This window comes from Nitrospirillum amazonense (assembly GCF_007828045.1).
Classification (GTDB): domain Bacteria; phylum Pseudomonadota; class Alphaproteobacteria; order Azospirillales; family Azospirillaceae; genus Nitrospirillum; species Nitrospirillum amazonense_C.
In genome coordinates this window covers 49,073-66,168 of the sequence record NZ_VITN01000028.1, presented here as the reverse complement: position 1 = coordinate 66,168, position 17,096 = coordinate 49,073, and the positions used below count along the sequence as shown (strand labels likewise).

Annotated in this window: 14 protein-coding genes; 4 read left to right on the top strand and 10 right to left on the bottom strand. The window is 67.4% G+C overall.

Annotated elements, in window-relative coordinates; translation table 11 throughout:
- Window positions 1–10 precede the first annotated feature (10 nt).
- From nosZ to kynU, 8 genes are all read right to left on the bottom strand, one after another.
- Window positions 11–1,978 (bottom strand): TAT-dependent nitrous-oxide reductase, encoded by a 1,968-nt coding sequence (gene nosZ / locus FBZ89_RS27450; protein WP_145753964.1) that lies wholly within the window; start codon window positions 1,976–1,978, stop codon window positions 11–13.
- A 45-nt stretch (window positions 1,979–2,023) separates the two neighbouring features.
- Entirely contained in the window at window positions 2,024–4,279 is a 2,256-nt protein-coding gene (locus FBZ89_RS27445) for a NosR/NirI family protein (RefSeq protein ID WP_246172622.1), read from the bottom strand.
- Between the two features lie 183 nt (window positions 4,280–4,462).
- The gene (locus tag FBZ89_RS27440) at window positions 4,463–5,215 is read right to left on the bottom strand and encodes a ferritin-like domain-containing protein (protein ID WP_145753962.1); all 753 of its coding nucleotides are present in this window, start codon (window positions 5,213–5,215) and stop codon (window positions 4,463–4,465) included.
- Between the two features lie 53 nt (window positions 5,216–5,268).
- Complete coding sequence (locus tag FBZ89_RS27435) at window positions 5,269–5,505, bottom strand: hypothetical protein (RefSeq protein ID WP_145753960.1); 237 nt, start codon at window positions 5,503–5,505, stop codon at window positions 5,269–5,271.
- Between the two features lie 65 nt (window positions 5,506–5,570).
- Window positions 5,571–5,741, bottom strand: a complete 171-nt coding sequence (locus FBZ89_RS27430) for a twin-arginine translocase TatA/TatE family subunit (RefSeq protein WP_145753958.1) — start codon at window positions 5,739–5,741, stop codon at window positions 5,571–5,573.
- A gap of 269 nt (window positions 5,742–6,010) precedes the next feature.
- A complete protein-coding gene (kynB, locus tag FBZ89_RS27425; protein WP_145753956.1) occupies window positions 6,011–6,655 on the bottom strand; it encodes an arylformamidase in 645 nt (214 codons plus the stop codon).
- Window positions 6,652–7,503 carry a tryptophan 2,3-dioxygenase gene (kynA, locus tag FBZ89_RS27420; protein ID WP_246172621.1) on the bottom strand — a complete coding sequence of 284 codons (852 nt, stop codon included), beginning with the start codon at window positions 7,501–7,503 and terminating at the stop codon, window positions 6,652–6,654. Before kynA ends, kynB begins: the two co-directional genes overlap by 4 nt.
- Window positions 7,500–8,735 carry a kynureninase gene (gene kynU / locus FBZ89_RS27415; protein ID WP_145753955.1) on the bottom strand — a complete coding sequence of 412 codons (1,236 nt, stop codon included), beginning with the start codon at window positions 8,733–8,735 and terminating at the stop codon, window positions 7,500–7,502. The genes kynA and kynU overlap by 4 nt, the downstream gene beginning before the upstream one ends.
- 133 nt (window positions 8,736–8,868) lie before the next feature.
- Between kynU and FBZ89_RS27410 the strand changes: the two genes are divergently transcribed.
- From FBZ89_RS27410 to FBZ89_RS27390, 4 genes are all read left to right on the top strand, one after another.
- Complete coding sequence (locus tag FBZ89_RS27410) at window positions 8,869–9,330, top strand: Lrp/AsnC family transcriptional regulator (protein ID WP_145753953.1); 462 nt, start codon at window positions 8,869–8,871, stop codon at window positions 9,328–9,330.
- 285 nt (window positions 9,331–9,615) lie between these two features.
- Window positions 9,616–13,104 carry a chemotaxis protein CheB gene (locus FBZ89_RS27405; RefSeq protein WP_145753951.1) on the top strand — a complete coding sequence of 1,163 codons (3,489 nt, stop codon included), beginning with the start codon at window positions 9,616–9,618 and terminating at the stop codon, window positions 13,102–13,104.
- Window positions 13,088–13,486 (top strand): response regulator, encoded by a 399-nt coding sequence (locus FBZ89_RS27400; protein ID WP_186457611.1) that lies wholly within the window; start codon window positions 13,088–13,090, stop codon window positions 13,484–13,486. The genes FBZ89_RS27405 and FBZ89_RS27400 overlap by 17 nt, the downstream gene beginning before the upstream one ends.
- A gap of 424 nt (window positions 13,487–13,910) precedes the next feature.
- The gene (locus FBZ89_RS27390; protein ID WP_145753949.1) at window positions 13,911–15,983 is read left to right on the top strand and encodes a methyl-accepting chemotaxis protein; all 2,073 of its coding nucleotides are present in this window, start codon (window positions 13,911–13,913) and stop codon (window positions 15,981–15,983) included.
- On the opposite strand, the gene FBZ89_RS27385 is transcribed toward FBZ89_RS27390, so the two are convergent.
- Both FBZ89_RS27385 and FBZ89_RS27380 read right to left on the bottom strand, forming a co-directional pair.
- A complete protein-coding gene (locus tag FBZ89_RS27385; RefSeq protein WP_145753947.1) occupies window positions 15,970–16,410 on the bottom strand; it encodes a hypothetical protein in 441 nt (146 codons plus the stop codon). The genes FBZ89_RS27390 and FBZ89_RS27385 overlap by 14 nt on opposite strands.
- A gap of 56 nt (window positions 16,411–16,466) precedes the next feature.
- A complete protein-coding gene (locus FBZ89_RS27380; RefSeq protein ID WP_145753946.1) occupies window positions 16,467–17,084 on the bottom strand; it encodes a response regulator in 618 nt (205 codons plus the stop codon).
- Between the last annotated feature and the right edge of the window lie 12 nt (window positions 17,085–17,096).

Sequence of the window (17,096 nt, the reverse complement as noted above, 5' to 3'; positions counted from 1 at the left end):
CGCTATCCGTTTATAGTCCATAAGGGCGGCCCTCGTGTTGGAGTGTGACAACCCAACTTTGGCATCCGATGCCATGGGGCCGTCCACCCAAACAGTGCACGCCCGGCCGGTCGGCGGTGAAGGTCACCGACGCGGTCGCCTGCGGCCCGATTTCCATGGCGATGCCGTGGCCCGACAGGGTGAAGCCGTGGGTCAGGTCGTCGACGTCATCCATGTTGGTGATGAAGACGGTGACCTCGTCGCCCTGGTTCACCTCGAACTTTTCCAGGCTGTAGGCCGGCGCCACGGAATACATGTAGACGCGGACCTTCTTGCCGTCGCGAATGACGTTCGCGGCGGACTCCAGTTCCACCCCATCCTTCTTGGCCCACTGCCGCGCCTCTTCCCACATCGGGTCGTCGCGCTTGTAGACGCTGATGGGGTTCACCTTGGACCGGTGGACGATCATGGCGTCGTGCGGCTCGGCAAAGCTGGGGCCGTCATGCACCACCGCCATCTTGTCGCCGGAGATATCGATCAACTGGTCGTTCTCCGGCTTCAGCGGGCCGACGTTCAGGAAGCGGTCCTTGGAGAACTTGTTCAGCGACATCAGCCACTTGCCGTCCGCCTCCTTGGTTTCGCCCATGGAGGAGTGGTTGTGGCCCGGCTGGTACTGCACATCCAGCTTCTGGATGATGGGGTCGACCTTCTCCCCCTTGAAGGCGCGCTTGGCCTTTTCCAGGTCCCACTTTACCAACTGGCTGTCCAGGAACACGGTGGTGTAGGCGTTGCCCCGGCCGTCGAAGGCGGTGTGCAGGGGCCCCAGGCCCACCTGCGGCTCCGCCACCACCACGTCGCGCGGCTTGATCTTGTCGGCGAACAGATCGTCCAGCTTGCGTACGTCGATGACGGTGACGGTGGGCGACAGCTTGCCGTTGAAGACGACATGGATGCCGTCCGGCGCCACGTTGCAGCCGTGCGGGTTGTTGGGCACGGGGATGTAGCGGGTGTAGCGCGAGCCGTGGCGGCCATCGACTACCGGCACGCCGTTGATGACCTTGCAGTCGCCTTTCTTCACCGCCTCTTCGATGCGCTTGATGTCGAAGACCACGGCCCAGTCCTCGGTGCTGGCGGTCATGTCGGCCAGCGTCGTGCCTTCCTCGGAGTTGTAGCAGGTGGAGAAGGCGTACTTGCCCTGATAGTCGGCGTCGCAATTGTCCAGGTTGCCGTCCACCAGCACCTGCCAGGACACCTTCATGGCGTCGCCGTCGATGGCGGTGAAGACGCAGCCGTACTTCTTGGGCTCGTCCAGCACGCTGCCGTCGTTCACCAGCGGGGCGCGGTGTTCGCTGTTGGCGAAGACGTAGCCGGTGCGCGGGTATTTCTGCGGGCGCAGGCCGTGGATGTCGTGCGCGTTGGGGATCTCGATGATCTTGTCGCACTTCATGATATCGCAGCGGATGCGGGCGACGCGCGTGTTGGCCTTGTCGTTGATGAAGATGTAGCGGCCGTCGTACGTGCCGTTGGTGAACGACATGTGCGGGTGGTGCGCGTCGCCGTTCTGGTACAGGCCGCCCCGGCTGGCGAGGAACTTCTTGGTTTCCGGCAGCAGGCCATCGGTCAGGACCTTCTTGGACTCGTTGGTCAGGCCCCAGCCGGTGGCGGAGCAGCGGTTGAAGATCGGGATGCGCATCAGCTCGCGCATCGAGGGCATGCCCAGGATCCGGATCTCGCCCGACTGGCCGCCGGAGGCGAAGACGTAATAGTCGTCCAGGTCGCCGGGCTTCACCTCGACCTTGTTCTTGGACGCGGCAGCGGGAGCGGCCTGGCTGGTGCCGGCGCCCACCAGGGCGCCGCCGGTGCCCACGGCACCCACGGCGGCGGCGGCCAGCGCCGCCTTGGCCGATCCACCGATCAGCCCACGGCGGCTGAGGCCCGGCGATGCCTCGCCATTGCTGTTGGCGGCGACCGGGACATTGTTCAGATCTTCGTTCGACATCTCGCGTCTTCTCTGTTTGGTGATCTGGAAATCGGGGGTGAAAGATCACTCCGCCGGTGTGCCGCTCCTGAACGTCGCTTGCGGCGGGGCTTTGGGCGGGGTGGGGGAAAGGGGGCCGGGGGTGGCCATGCCGGCTTGGCGCTCGCGCTTCAGGCGGCGCTGGATCATCACGGGGCATTTCTGGTCGTGGTGGTACAGCAGCTGGCAATGCAGGCACTGGATGCATTCGTTGGGATTGATGTGCCCCTCGGGGTGGATGGCCTGCACCGGGCATTCATTGCTGCAGCGCTGGCAGGGGTTGCCGCATTCGCGATAACGGCGCAGCCAGTCGAACATGCGCAGCCGCGCGGGAATGGCCAGCGCCGCCCCCAGCGGGCACAGGTAGCGGCAGAAGAAGCGCTCGATGAACAGATTGGCCAGCAGCAGCGCCACGGCGAAGACCACGAAGGGCCAGGACCGCCAGAAGATCAGGACGATGGCCGTCTTGAACGGCTCCACCTCCGCCGCCTTTTCCGCCATGGCCAGTTCGTTCAGCGACAGGCCGAACAGGACCAGGAAGATGACGTACTTGATGGGCCACAGGCGCTGGTGGACGCTGAACGGCACCTTGATCTGCTTGACCTTGAGGCGCCGGGCCAGGCGGTTGGTCAGCTCCTGCAGGGCACCGAAGGGACATAGCCAGCCGCAGAAGGCGCCCCGGCCCCAGAACAGCAGGGACGCGGCCACAGCGAACCACAGCACGAACAGCAGCGGCTCCATCAGGAAGTAATCCCAGCTGAAGTCGGTGCGCAGCGCGTTGAAGAAGGTCAGGATGTTGACCACGGACAATTGCGCGTGCTTCCACCAGCCCAGCCAAAGGAGGGAGGCGGCCAGCACGCCCAGGCGCACGCGGTCATAGAGGACGGGCCGGCGCACTAATTCGTGCTGGAAGAAGAAGATGCCTGTGACCACGGCCAGCAGCAGGGCCAGCAGCACCAGGTCCAGCCGGTCGCCCGCCCACATGCGGCGCCATAGCTGGCCACCGGCGGTGGGCGTTTCCGTCGCCGTCGCGGCGGGCACGACCGTCTTGGGCGCCGGCACGCTCAGGTATTTCTGCGGCGGGACGTAGTCCAGGTCGAAGGTGATGAAGGCCTTGTCCAGGGTGGCCACTTGGCGCTGGACCAGCAGGCGCAGGCGCCAGGGCTGGGCGGCGTCGAAGGTGCTGCCGTCTGGAATGGTGAACAGGCCTATATCGGGAAAGTCCGGCGCGTCGCCGGCCAGGGCTCCCAGGCGGGTGTGGTTGCGGTCGTGGAAGCGGATGGTGTTCTCGCCCTGGATCAACTCGATCCGGTCGAAGATGCCGCCCCGCACATAGCCGGAGCCTTTGAAGGAGTAGCGCCCGATACCGGCGACGATGACGGCCTGCTGCCCCGGCTTCAGGGTACTGGTCAGGCGCTGGTACCCGTCCTCGCCCAGCAGGCTGCGCCCCACCACCGGCAGGGTGGCGACGGCAGCGTACAAATCGATGAAGGTGTCGTCGTCGGGGCCGGGTTCCGGCCGGGCGGCGGCGGCGGGACCGCCGGCCTGGCGAAAGGCCTCGTTGACCTGACCCACCGGCAGCAACAAGCGGCGGATGGACCCGTCGCCCAGCAGGGTGGTCCAATCGGCGGTGCCGGTCAGGCCGGCGTTGACCACGGGCCGGGCCGTCATGGCCGTGGCGTCGTCCTGTTTATCCAGCCCGCCCAGACCCAGAGTGCGCGCCACCTTGATGGCGGAGCGGGTGATGGTGTCGCCGATGACCATGACGGTCACGGTGGCGCCGGAGACGATGTCCACCGGCGGTTTGCCCCCGGTATCGGCCATCATCTCCGCCACCGTCCGGCCGACATAGCCCTGGATGAAATGATCGATCTTGGCCACGGGAATGCCGACCAGCACGATGGGTTCATGATGGTCCACCAGCTTGGCGCCGGTGATGCGGGCGTTGGCGTCGATGCCGATGAGGATGGAAATGGGGCGGCCGGAATAACCGGCGGCGTTGACCACATCGCTGTTCAGGTAGACGTAGCCCACCACCCTGCCGCCGGCCATTGCCGGGACCACCGGTGGCGCGCCCCGCGCCGGGCCGAAATGATCGGCGCCGGGCACCAACGCGGCGGCGTCGGCTTGGCCCAGATAGTCCGCCAAGTGGCTGGCGGTGGGCGACGGCGCCGCATGTCCCATCCCGCCCACCACCAGCATCAGGCAAGCCAGCAGCACGGCGAGGAGAGGGGGCAGCGCCCCCCGCCACCGCGGGCTTCCGGGCGGGGAGCCAGGGGCCATGTGGGCAAGCGGGGGCGCGATCGGCCGAGGCCGATTGGGCTGGGCGGGAGACAGCATGTCGTTAAAGGCGGTTCTTCGCGGGCGGGGGAACCAATTCGGCTCCGGCTACGGGATAGCTTTACCGGGGTAGGACAGACGCGGCTTTGCGCTGTGTCAAAAACAAGTGGGAAAAATGAATGTTATTCAGCGCCGGATGGGGCCGGACGGGGAATGGCCGCCCAGGGACACCAACCGTTCGATGGCGGTTTTCAGCAGGGTTTGCGCCAATGCGACACCGTCCTCTTCCGCCATCCGATCCAGCGCCAGGGAATAAATGTCCACGGCACGCTCCGCCGCCGCCGCCTTTGGGGCACCGGTGGCCGCGGCCAGCTCCGCCTCCACCATGTCGGCCAGGGCGCGGAGTTCAACCGCGTCGTTGGCCGTGGGCAGGGGGATGAAGGTGCCCCGTTCCTGGTGGTAGGCGTGGCGGCGCGCCCGGCGCAACTGCGCGGCGTGGCGCAACTCCTCCCGCGCCAGCGCCTCAGCTTGGCTGGCCACCGCCGGGGTGGCGGCATGGGCGGCGACATAAGCATAGAAGGCGAAGGCCCGTTCCTCATTCAGCACGGCGATGGACAGGGCCTTGTAGGGGCTGAGGCGGACGCTAGCCTCCACCTCTTCCCAGGAGCGGGCGATGTCGGGTGGCAGGTGCCATTGTACGGGGGCGGCGACCGGCGCACGCCCCAGCAGACTATCGGCGCTGCGCAGGACGGCCGCGACGTGATGGCCTTCCTCATCGGCCAAGTTTTGGAACAAGGCAGCAAGGTCAGGTGCGCCCCGCTGCCGCTCCGCCAGCGTCAGATAGCGCCGGACGGCCTCTTCCTCCATGGCCAGGGCGATAGCGAGTAGCTCATCCACCGAAGCGATGGTGGCGGCCGGTTCTTGGGACAGCAGGGGCATGGCGCTTTTCCCTTGGTTGGGAGGGCCTGGTTGGAAGGCAATGAATAGGATGGTCAGCCGCAGTGGCCGCCACAGCAGGACCCGCGATGGCGAGCCAGAAGGCGATCAAAGGCCAGGCTGGCCGCGTGGATGGGCAGGCGGCAATCCCGCGCCAGCGCCAGCACGTCCTCGGCGGTCCAGTCGGTGGGGCAATCGGTGATGGTCAGCACCCCACCACCGGTGGGGATAGCCGGGGTGGTGTGCAGGGTCAGGGTGCCGTCGCGCGCAATGATCAGGGCATGGTGGGGCATGGTGTCACCTGGTAGGGGACGGGGGGAAGGATGCGAGAGCAGAGCCTGGAGCGCCTTGACGGCGATCAGTCCCGGGGCAGGCGGACGGATGTGGCATCCGTTTCCTCCGCCAGACCGGCTTTCAGATTGCGGATGCCGACGCCCAGGTCGCCCAGCATGCGGGGCAGCCGGTTGCCGAACAGCAACAGGGCGATCCCCGCCACGATCAGCCAATGCCAAATACTGAAGGAGCCCATGGGGCATCTCCTGCTATGGATCAAGAGGCACCACAGCAGCAGGGGACGGCCGGCGCAGAGTTGCGCTGGCGCAAACGGAAGGGGGAATTTGACATGGCGCAAACGCGCCCGCGACCGCTCACCCGGCAGGCGCCCTTTAGCTGAGAGGCAACCGGGACCATAAAGGAAAGATGCGCCTGCCGGATTTCACCGAGGCAGGCGCATATTGGGGGTGCCGGTCGAGCTTCTGAGAGGGGCGACCATGGGTCGTCGGGCGCGTGGCCGCCCTGTCAGGCCGTGGTCGCCGCCGGCAGCGCGCGCAGGATGGCCCGCACCGGAGCGGCATCCGCCTGGGCGAGATTGAGGGGCAGGGCAATCAGTTCGTAATCCCCCGCCGGCACGTCGTCCAGCACCAGCCCTTCCAGGATGGCCATGCCGTTGCGGCGCACGGCGTTGTGGGCCAGCAGGTCCTTGGACGTCTCCGGGTCCAGGGAGGGGGCGTCCACCCCGATGAGGCGCACGCCATGGGTGGCCATCAGGTCGATGGTGGCGGCATCCAGGGCGCGGAAGTCGCTGACCCAGCGGTCGCGCGGGAAGCGCTGATAGGTGCGGAGCAGGATGCGCGGCGGCGCGCCGGCCAGGCGGTCCGCCACCTCCGCCGGCATGACCGGCCCATTGCCATCCACCACGTGAATAAGACGGCAGGGCCCCAGGTAGGGCGCCAGGTCAACGGCGCCGATGGGCAGGCCGGCCGCATCATAGTGCAGGGGGGCGTCGGCATGGGTCCCGGTGTGGGTAGACAGGGTCAACCGGCTGACATTGACGGGGCAGCCGGGCCCCAGGGCCCACACCCGTTCCTCCTGATAGGCGGTATCGCCGGGCCACACCGGGATGCCGGGGCGGATGGGCTGGGTGATGTCCCAGATGCGGCTCATAGCGCCGTCCTCACGGAAAGCAGTTCGGGGAAGAAGCTGAGGCTCAGCGCCTTGACCAGGTAGCTGACGCCGCCGGTGCCGCCGGTGCCGGGCTTGAAGCCGATGATGCGCTCCACCGTCTTCATGTGGCTGAAGCGCCATTGCTGGAAGCGATATTCCAGATCCACCAGCTTTTCCGCCAGATCGTACAGCTCCCAATGCCGGTGCGGGTCCTGGTAGACCGCCAGCCAGGCGGCCTGCACACGGGCGTCCGGCTCGTAGGGCTGGGCGAAGTCACGCTCCAGCTTCTCCCGCGGGATGTCGAAGCCACGGCGGGCCAGCAGGCGCAGGGCCTCATCATACAGGCTGGGGGCGTTCAGGCTCTCTTCCAATGCCGCGAAGATGGCCGGTTCGCCCTGGTGCACCGTCATCATGCCGGCGTTCTTGTTGCCCAACAGGAATTCCAGGTGGCGATATTGATAGGACTGGAAGCCACTGCTCTGTCCCAGATGGGGGCGGATGAGGCTGTAATCGGCCGGCGTCATGGTGGACAGCACCTCCCACGACTGGATCAGCTGCGCCTGGATGCGGCTGACGCGGGCGATCATCTTCAGGGCCGGCCCCAGGTCATCCGCCTGGATCTGGCGCAATGCCGCCCGCAGCTCATGCAGGGATAGTTTCATCCACAGCTCGGACGCCTGGTGGATGATGATGAACAGCAGTTCGTCATGCTCGTCAGACCGGGGATGCTGGGCGGCCAGCAGCTGTTCCAGCCCAAGATAGCTGCCATAGCTCATGGGCGGGGCGATGTGCAGCCCCTCGCCGGTCAGGTCGATGGCGGCGGTATGGGGACGGGCGATCTCGGTCACGTCACGGCTCCACGGGTCTGATAGGCGGCATCCTGCCACACGCCGCTGTCCATAATGTCCTTCAGGTGGGCCGCCGCGTCATAAACGTCGATATAGCGCACATAGAGCGGGGCGAAGCCGAAGCGGATCACATCCGGGGCGCGGAAGTCGCCGATGACCCCCCGGGCGATCAGCGCCTGCATGATGGCGTAGCCCTCGGGATGGCCGAAGCTGACCTGGCTGCCCCGGGCCTGCGCGTCGCGGGGGGAATGCAGGATGAACTGCCCCGGGCAGGAGTCTTCCACCAGCCGGATGAAAAGGTCGCCCAACGCCATGGACTTGGCGCGCACCGCGCGGCGATCGGCGCGGGCCATGATGTCGACGCCGACCTCCAGGGCGGCCAGGCCCAGGATGGGGGGCGTGCCGCAAAGCATGCGCTCGATGCCGGGGGCTGGCGCATAGTCGTCGCCAAAGGCGAAGGGCGTCGCGTGGCCCATCCAGCCGGAGAGGGGGGAGCGCAGCTGCGCCTGGTGGCGCCGGGCCGCATACAGGAAGGCCGGCGCCCCCGGACCGCCGTTCAGGTATTTGTAGCCGCAGCCGACGGCCAGATCGGCACCCGCCGCGTTCAGGTCGACATCGATGGCGCCGGCGCTGTGCGACAGGTCCCACAGGGCCAGGCCCCCGGCGGCATGGGCCTTGGCGGTCAGCCGGGCCATGTCATGGATGCGTCCCGTCTTGTAATGCACCTGGGTCAGCAGCAGCAGGGCCGTGTCCGCATCCAGGGCCTGTTCGATGCGGTCAGGCTCCACCACCCGCAGTTCGACCCGGTTGCCCAGCAGGTCGCGCACACCCTGCAGGATGTAGAGGTCAGTGGGGAAGTTGCCCGGCTCCGTCACGATCACCCGGCGGCCGGGCCGCAGGGCCAGGGCGGCCGTTGCCAGCTTGAACAGATTGACGGAGGTGGAGTCCGCCGCGATGACCTCATCCGCCTCCGCGCCGATGAGGGAAGCGATGCCGGCGCCGACGCGCTGGGGCAGGGTGATCCAGCCGGCGGTGTTCCAGCCGCGGATCAGTTCGCCGCCCCATTCCCGCGCCACCACGTCGGCCAGGCGCTGTCGCGTGGCCTTGGGCAGGGCGCCCAGCGAATTCCCGTCGAGGTAGATGACGCCGTCGGCGATCTCAAACGCGTCACGGAATTCGGCCAGCGGATCGTCACGATCCAGCGCTGCGCAGGCGGCACGGTCCAGGGTCATGTCCCGAGGTCTCCTTGAGGTTTCCCTTTCCCCTATCATACTGCGCCTGAGAGGGAACATTGTTACGAAGATGCTTGTATTGGCTGAGCGTTAGGAACATCGTTCTTCTAAGTTGACAAATTGGAGAATGACGATGGATGCAACCGATCAGCGCCTGCTGACCATCCTGGAAACCAGCGGCCGCGCGTCCTTCGCCCAGATCGCGGAGACGGTGGGCCTGTCCAAGACGCCGTGCTGGAACCGGGTGCAGGCCCTGGAGGACGGCGGCGTGATCACGGGATACCGGGCGGAGCTTGACCGGTCACGCGTGGGGTTGCCGCTGCTGGCCTTCGTGGACGTGGCCATCGACCTGGGGCGCCACCAGGCGTTCGAGGAGGCCATCGCCCAGGTTCCCGCCGTGCTGGAATGCCATACCACGGCCGGGCCGTTCGATTACGTCCTGCGGGTGGCGCTGCGGGATGTCGAGGCGCTGGACCAACTGTTGCGGACGGAGCTGTCGCGCTTGCCGGGCGTCAAGACCTTTTCCACCCGCATTTGCCTTAAGACGGTCTTCCAGGCGCGCCCGTTGATGGCCGCGCTGGGCCCCCAGCCGTAAGGGCGGCGGCGGGGCGCCGTCGTCGGCAATACATCGTCACCGTCGATGGCGGCCACGGTTCCTTCGGCACCAGGATCGGTGACTATGTGCGGGCCTATACCCTCGGGAATTAAGGGCCGGCGATGGGCATAGTTCCTTTTTCGTCCTTGCGCGGCATAGCTTGGGCTGCGTTCCTCACAGGGCGCCGGGCGGTGCTCGGCATGCGGTTTCAATGGTTTATGACAGCGCTCGCGGAAGGTTGGACTGATCAGCCCGCGCAGTGAGGCAAGGGCGTTGGAGGGGCACGTGGAGTTGGAAACCGATCCGCCCATCGTCGGCATCGGGGCGTCGGCAGGTGGGGTGAAGGCGCTGCAGGCCTTGTTCGAGGCATTGCCCGATGAACCTAATGCCGCCTTCGTCGTCGTGATCCATCTGAATCCCGAACGGCGCAGCGAATTGGCCAAGATCCTGGCGACCCGCACCCGCATGCCGGTCTCGCAGGTCACCGACCGCGTGCACCTACGGAATAACCACGTCTATGTCATCGCCCCGGACAGCGCGCTCAACATCGCCGACCACATGATCTCGGCCCTGTCGTTTGACGAGCCACGGGCCAAGCGGGCACCCATCGACCTGTTCTTCCGGTCGCTGGCGGCGCAGCACAGCGACGGCTTCGCCGTCATCCTGACGGGTGCCGGGGCCGATGGCGCCGTGGGCGTGCGGGCCATCAAGGAGGTGGGCGGCATCGTCCTGGTGCAGGACCCGGACGAGGCGGAGTTCGCCTCCATGCCCCGCAACGCCATCGCCACCGACGCCGCCGACTTCGTCCTGCCCGTGCGCGACCTGGCCCGGCAGCTGGCGGATTTGTTGCGGAACCGGAAGGATGGCGAAGTGCCGACCGCGCCGGACGACGATGAGAACATGATGCGCCGCATCCTGGCCCATGTGCGGGTGCGGGTGGGCCATGATTTCAGCCAGTACAAGCGTGCCACCATCGCTCGCCGCATCACCCGGCGCATGCAGGTCACGCAGCAGGAAACGCTGGGCCAGTATTATACCTACCTGCGGGAGCACGCGGACGAGGCCGATGCCCTGTTCACCGACTTCCTGATCTCGGTCACCACCTTCTTCCGCGACAAGCGGGCCTTCGACCAATTGGCGGCCCTTGTGATTCCCCAGTTGTTCGAGGGGAAGGAGGCGGCCAACACCATCCGCATCTGGGTCCCCGCCTGCGCCACGGGTGAGGAGGCCTACACCATCGGCATCCTGTTGCTGGAGGAAGCGGCGCGGCGTGACATACGGCCCGAAATCCAGGTCTTCGGGTCCGATCTGGACGCCGATGCGCTGGTGGTCGCCCGGGAAGGATGCTTTCCCCTGACCATCGAGCAGGACGTGCCCGAGGAGCATTTGCGCCGCTATTTCCAGCGCGAGGGTGATCATTACCGGGTCCGTCGGGAATTGCGCGACACCGTCATGTTCGCCAGCCACAGCATCCTGCGCGATCCGCCCTTCGCCCGGGTGGACATGGTGTCCTGCCGCAACCTGCTGATCTATCTGGACCGGGAACTGCAGCACCAGGTCTGCACCACCTTCCACTACGCGCTGAACCCCGGCGGTTTTCTGTTCCTGGGCGCGTCGGAGAATGCCGACCATCCCCCCGGCCTGTTTCGGGCCCTGGACCGTGACGCCCGCATCTACCGCATGATCCCCAATACCGGGGAAAGGCGGACGGCCCTGCCCATCATGCCCAGCGCCCACCATGCCGCACCCAGCCGTGGCGCGCCTGCGCACCGGCCGCTGGGGCCAGGCGGCGACGTGGCCCTGCACCGCCAGATGCTGGAACGCGTGGCGCCGCCCAGCATGCTGGTGGATGAGACGCACCGTGCCATCCACCTGTCCGAAACCGCCGGCCGTTTCCTGCAGCCCTCCGGCGGCCCCGTCACCACCGTGGCCACCGACATGGTGCGGCCCGAATTGCGCTTCGACCTGGAGGCGGCGTTGCACCGCGCCTTCGACCGGAAGGAGGCGACGCTGACCCGGCCGCTGGTGGTGAAATTCGACGGCCAGCCGCAGCGCGTCTATCTGCAGGTGAAACCGGTTCTTGAGGAAGGCGACCCCAGCCGCTACGCCCTGGTGCTGTTCATCGAGGGCGAGACGGTGCGGGCGGACGACGACGGGGACGAAGGCGGCCAGAACCGCGAGCCGACCAACGAGACCATCCGCCAGTTGCAGGAGGAATTGCAGCTGGCGCAAAACCGCCTGAGGGCGACGCGGGAGGAATCGGAGGCCACGAACGAGGAGTTGCGGGCCGCCAACGAGGAATTGCAGTCCATCAACGAGGAGTACCGATCCACTTCGGAGGAGCTGGAAACCAGCAAGGAGGAGCTGCAATCCACCAATGAGGAACTGCAGACCGTCAACAATGAGCTGAAGCAGAAGCTGGCCAGCGTGTCCCGCGCGCACAGCGACTTGCAAAACCTGATGGCGGCGGCGGATTTCGGCACCCTGTTCCTGGACCCCTCGCTGCGCATCAAGCGCTTCACGCCCCGCGTGACCGAACTGTTCAACATCACCGCCACCGACGCCGGCCGGCCCATCACCGACTTCACCCACCAGCTGGATTATGACCAGCTGGCGGACCACGCCCACGCCGTGCTGCGGGAGCTGACGTTGCTGGAGCATGAGGTGCAGAGCCGGGGCGGCGGCTGGTACCTGGTCCGCATCCGGCCCTATCGCACCGTGGACGACCGCATCGACGGCGTGGTGGTGACCTTCTTCGACATCACCGAGCGCCGGCGGGTGGAAGAGGCCCTGCGCGACAGCGAGGCGCGGCTGAAGCAGGAAATGCGCCTGGTCGAATTCTCCCGCGCGCCCATCTTCGTCTGGGAGTACGACGACGGCATCGTCCAGTGGAACCGGGGCAGCGAGGAGCTATACGGCTATTCCCGCGAGGAGGCAAAGGGCCAGGATGTGGCGACACTGCTGCGGTCGACGCTGGTGGACGGCAGCTTCGACATCGTGCGCCAGGCGCTGGCGGAAAAGGGCGCCTGGAGCGGCGAGTTGCGGCATACCACCAAGGACGGCCGGGTGCTGACGGTGGAAAGCCAGATCGAGATGATCAGCGTCGGCGACCGGCGGCTGGTGCTGGAAAGCACGCGCGACGTCACCGACCGGAAAAAATGGGAACGGCGCCAGCGCCTGCTGCTGGGTGAACTGCGCCATCGTGTGGGCAACACCCTGGCGGTGGTGCAATCACTGGCCCGGCAAACCTTGCGCACGGCCGGGTCCAGCGACCGCTTCGTCGACCTGTTCGAAGGCCGCCTGACCGCGCTGGCCCGGGCGCATACCCTGCTGGTCGATTGCCAATGGGAAGGGGCGGAGTTGATGGCCCTGGCCCGCATCCAGCTGGCGGCCTACATCAGTGCCGATCCGCAACGCCTGCGCCTGGAGGGCGCCCATGTCCTGCTGCCGCCCCACCTGGCAACCCCCTTTGGCCTGGTGCTGCACGAACTGGCCACCAACGCCGCCAAGTACGGGGCCCTTTCCGTCGCCGGCGGGCGGGTGGAACTGGCGTGGACCCAGGTGACCCGCGAGGGCCGGCCCTTCCTGACGGTGACGTGGCGGGAATTCGACGGCCCCGCCGTCGTTCCGCCGGAACATCACGGCTTCGGCGGAGTTCTGATTGAGCGTGGTATGCCCGGCGCCACCGTGACCCGGCTTTTCGAGCCCACGGGCCTGGTGTGCACCATGGAAATCGACCTTGAGGAGGAAGAGCAGGATGGGGACGACAGCTGATCCCGAACTGCCGCTGGCCGGCACGTGCATCCTGGTCGCGGATGACGAGGTGATGATCGCCATCAACCTGGAGGAGACCTTCCGGGACGCGGGTGCCGATATCCTCAGCGCCGCCACCGTGCCGCAGGCGATCGTCGCCGCCCGCAATCCCCGCCTGACCGCCGCCATCCTGGACGTGCGCCTGGGGCGCGAAACGTCCGAAGCCGTGGCCGACATCCTGACCGAACGGGGGGTTCCCTTCTTCTTCTACAGCGGTCAGATGCTGTCGCCAAGCATGCAGGCCAAATATCCCGGCGTCCCGGTGCTGACCAAGCCGGTACGGCAGGACGCCTTCATGGCCACCATGCTGGCCCTGGTGGCCAGGCAGAAGGCGCTGGCTTGACCGCGGCCGGCTCCGCCCCGGGGAAATTTCGCGCCATGAGCCATAAGCGGAACCCCGCCGTTCCGACCGGATTGATCCCGCACCATCAAGGTGACGGCCTGTGCCATTTGCGGCGCGGGACGTGCATCTGCGCGACGGCATCATCCCCTCATGGAAAGTGGCGACGTGCTGGGCCACGAAACCATGGGGAGGTGCCCGCGGGCCTGATGTGCACCGCCCTGGCGCTGCGCAGGCGCGGACCATCCTGCTCGCCATCCTGCCCGGCGCCGTCGCCCCTTAACCGTTTGTTGAAGGATTTGTCCTAATTCTCACGCCAGGGATTAACCATTACGGCTAGCCATTGCGGGATGGCGGCCGTGGTGTGGGGCGCGGTTTCGTCGGGTGCGGGACCGGCCGCCCCTAGGACCGTGAGGGGAGACGTCCGATGACCATACGCAAGTTGATCGCATCATGCCTGGGCGGCGTCGCTGTCCTGATGCTGGTGCTGGGCGCCGTGGTGGCGGTGGAGCAATGGCGGGTGGCGGCCGCGGCGGCGGATGCCCAGGGCCTGGCCCGCGTCATGGCGGCGCTGACCCGCATGACGGAGAACCTGGCGGTCGAGCGCGGCCCCACGCTGGTGGCGCTGGGCAGCGCCGACCCGGCGACGCTGGTGCCGATGAAGGAGCAGCGCGCCAAGTCCGATGCCGTGCGCAAGGCCCTGGCCGATCTGCTGGCCACCGAGGATTTCGATACCAAGGACAGCCTGAAGGCGGTCATGTCGACGTTAGACGGCCGGCTGGCCACCCAGCGCGGCATCGTCGACGCCCTGGTGGCCAAGCCGGTGGCGGACCGTCCGGCGGGCGAGGTCGACACCTATGTCAAGGGTATGTTCGCCGTCATGGCGGACCTTGGCGCCGAACTGAACGCCACCGGCCGGTCGCTGCTGCAGCGCGCGCCGGAGGCGGGGCATTATGCCAACATCGCCGTGATGGCCTGGTCCTACCGCGACTATGCCGGTCGCCAGTCCTCCATGCTGTTGCAGGCGCTGAACAGCGGCAAGCCCATGAGCCCGCAGACCACGCGCGACGTTCAGGTCATGCAGGGGCATCTGGATGACCTGGAAGGGCGGCTGGACGGCCAACTGGCCCTGGCCGGCACGCCCGACAGCCTGGTGAAGGCGGCGGAGGTGGCGCGCCAGGGCTATAAGGGCGTCTTCGGCGCCATGCGCGCCAAGGTGCTGGAGGCCAGCGCCGCCGGCACGCCCTATCCCCTTGATGTCACGGAATACCGCAAGACCAGCGTGCCCCAGCTGGCCGGCATCCTGGGCATCCGCGACGCCGCCATCGCCGAGGCGACACGCCTGGCCGACGAGCAGCATGCCAGCGCCAGCCGGGCCCTGCTGCTGGTCGCCCTGCTGCTGCTGGCCGCCGGCGGCGTGCTGGGCGGCATCGTCTGGCTGGTCGGCCGCCGGGTCACCGGCCCGCTGTCGGTGTTGACGCAGGTGGTGATGAAGATCGCCCGCGGCGACCATGACCTGGCCGTCCCCCTGACGGAACGCCGCGATGAGATCGGGGAGATGGCGGGCGCCATCTCGACCTTGCGGGTGAATGCCAAGGAGGCCGACATCCTGGCTGATCGCCAGCGGGAGGAGGAGGCCGCCAAGGAACAGCGCCGCCTGCGTCTGGAGGCGGCGACGCGGGATTTCGCCACCTCCATCGACCAGGTGGTGGAGGGTTTCTCCGGGGCCGAACGATCGCTGCGCGGGGCGGCGGACAGCCTGACCCTCTCGGCCGGCGACACCATCAGCCTGTCCAACACCGTGGCCGGCGCCGCCGAGGAGACCTCCGCCAATGTGCAGACGGTGGCGGCGGCGGCCGAGGAACTGAACCAGTCCATCGGCGAGATCGCCCGCCAGATGGTGGGCGCCACCACCACATCCGAGGCGGCGGTGCGTGAGGCATCGACCACCAAGCACTCAATCGACGGCTTGGTCGGCGCGGCTCAGCGCATCGGCGACGTGGTGAAGCTGATCACCGACATCGCCAGCCAGACCAACCTGTTGGCCCTGAACGCCACCATTGAGGCGGCGCGGGCCGGTGAAGCCGGCAAGGGCTTCGCCGTCGTCGCCAGCGAGGTCAAGGCCCTGGCCAACCAGACGGCCAAGGCGACGGAGGAGATCCAGGCCCAGGTGGGCGCCATCCAGGAGGAGACGGCGCGCGCCGCCGCCGCCATCGACGGCATCACCGCCACCATCGCCAGCATGAGCCAGATCACCACCGGCGTCGCCTCGGCCGTGGAGGAGCAGGGCGCCGCCACCCGGGAAATCGCCCGCAACGTTCAGCAGGCCAGCGTCGGCACGCAGGAGGTGTCGTCCAACATCACCGGCGTGCGCACCGCCGCCGATGAGACGGGCAGCGCCGCGCGCAGCGTGCTCAGCTCCTCCGACGTGCTGGGCCGCGAGGCCGATACCCTGCGCTCGGTGGTCAGTGGCTTCGTCGCCACCATCAAGGCGGCGTGACGGCAGCACGGGGCTGGGAAGGGGGGCTGTCGCCGGACATGGCGGCCCCCCTCGCGGTCCGCGCCATGAGCAGGGCCGCCGCCAAGCTGAAGCCATAGCCCCAGAGCAACCAGGCGCCGGCCAGGCGGCTGACGGTGTCGTTGGGCCCATAAACCCGTGGGAACCAGTTCAGCACCAGGCCGTCGGCCACCATGACCACGGCGCCCACCAGCCCCACGCCCGCCATCAGCTGTTCTTGTGCCAATCCCGCCAGCCGCCGGATGAGATATACGGAGGTCCAGGCGACCGAGACGGTGCTGGCGAAGTTCAGCGGATTCCAGAAGGGGGCGGTCAGAAGCTGGGGCAGGCCGCGCAGGTAGGCCAGCGCCGACAGCCAGAATATGCCCCCCAGCAGGACCAGAATAGCGGCCTGTCGTCCCGTCAACATCTCAACGCCCCCTTCCGTCGTTTGCATCCGGTTCAGCATACGCGCGAGCGGGCCGGTCAGCTCACCCCCATTTCAATGGACAGGCGGATCAGGTCGGCGGTGCGGGCAACGCCCAGCTTGGCCTTGATGGCGGTGCAGGTGTTGGCGATGGTCTTGTAGCCCACGCCCAACTCGCTGGCGATTTCCGCCAGCGCCCGGCCTTCGCCCAGCAGGCGGAGGATTTCCAGGTCGCGTTCCGTCAGGCGCTGGGCCGGATGGCTGGCGGGCATGCCGTGCACCGCCAGTTCCTGGGCGATCTCGTTCTCCACATAGCGGCCACCCTCGGCCAGGCGGCGGATGGCGGCCAGCAGTTCCTCCGGGTCGGCATTCTTGCTCATGTACCCCTTGGCGCCGGCCGCCAGCGCGCGCGAGGCGTATAGCGCCTCGGCATGCATGCTGAACACCAGGACGCAAGCGGTGGGATCCTCGATCAGCAGCCGCTGCAACAGCTCCAGCCCGCCCACGCCGGGCAGGTTCAGGTCCAGCAGCACGATGTCCGGCCGGTCCTCGCGATAGCGGGCCAGGGCGTCGCGGCCGGTGGGGGCCTCGGCGATGGCGACGCCGGGCAGGGGGGCCAGCAGACGGCGCAGGCCGGAACGCACGATGGCATGGTCGTCGACAAGCAAGAGCTTCATGGGGCCGTCATC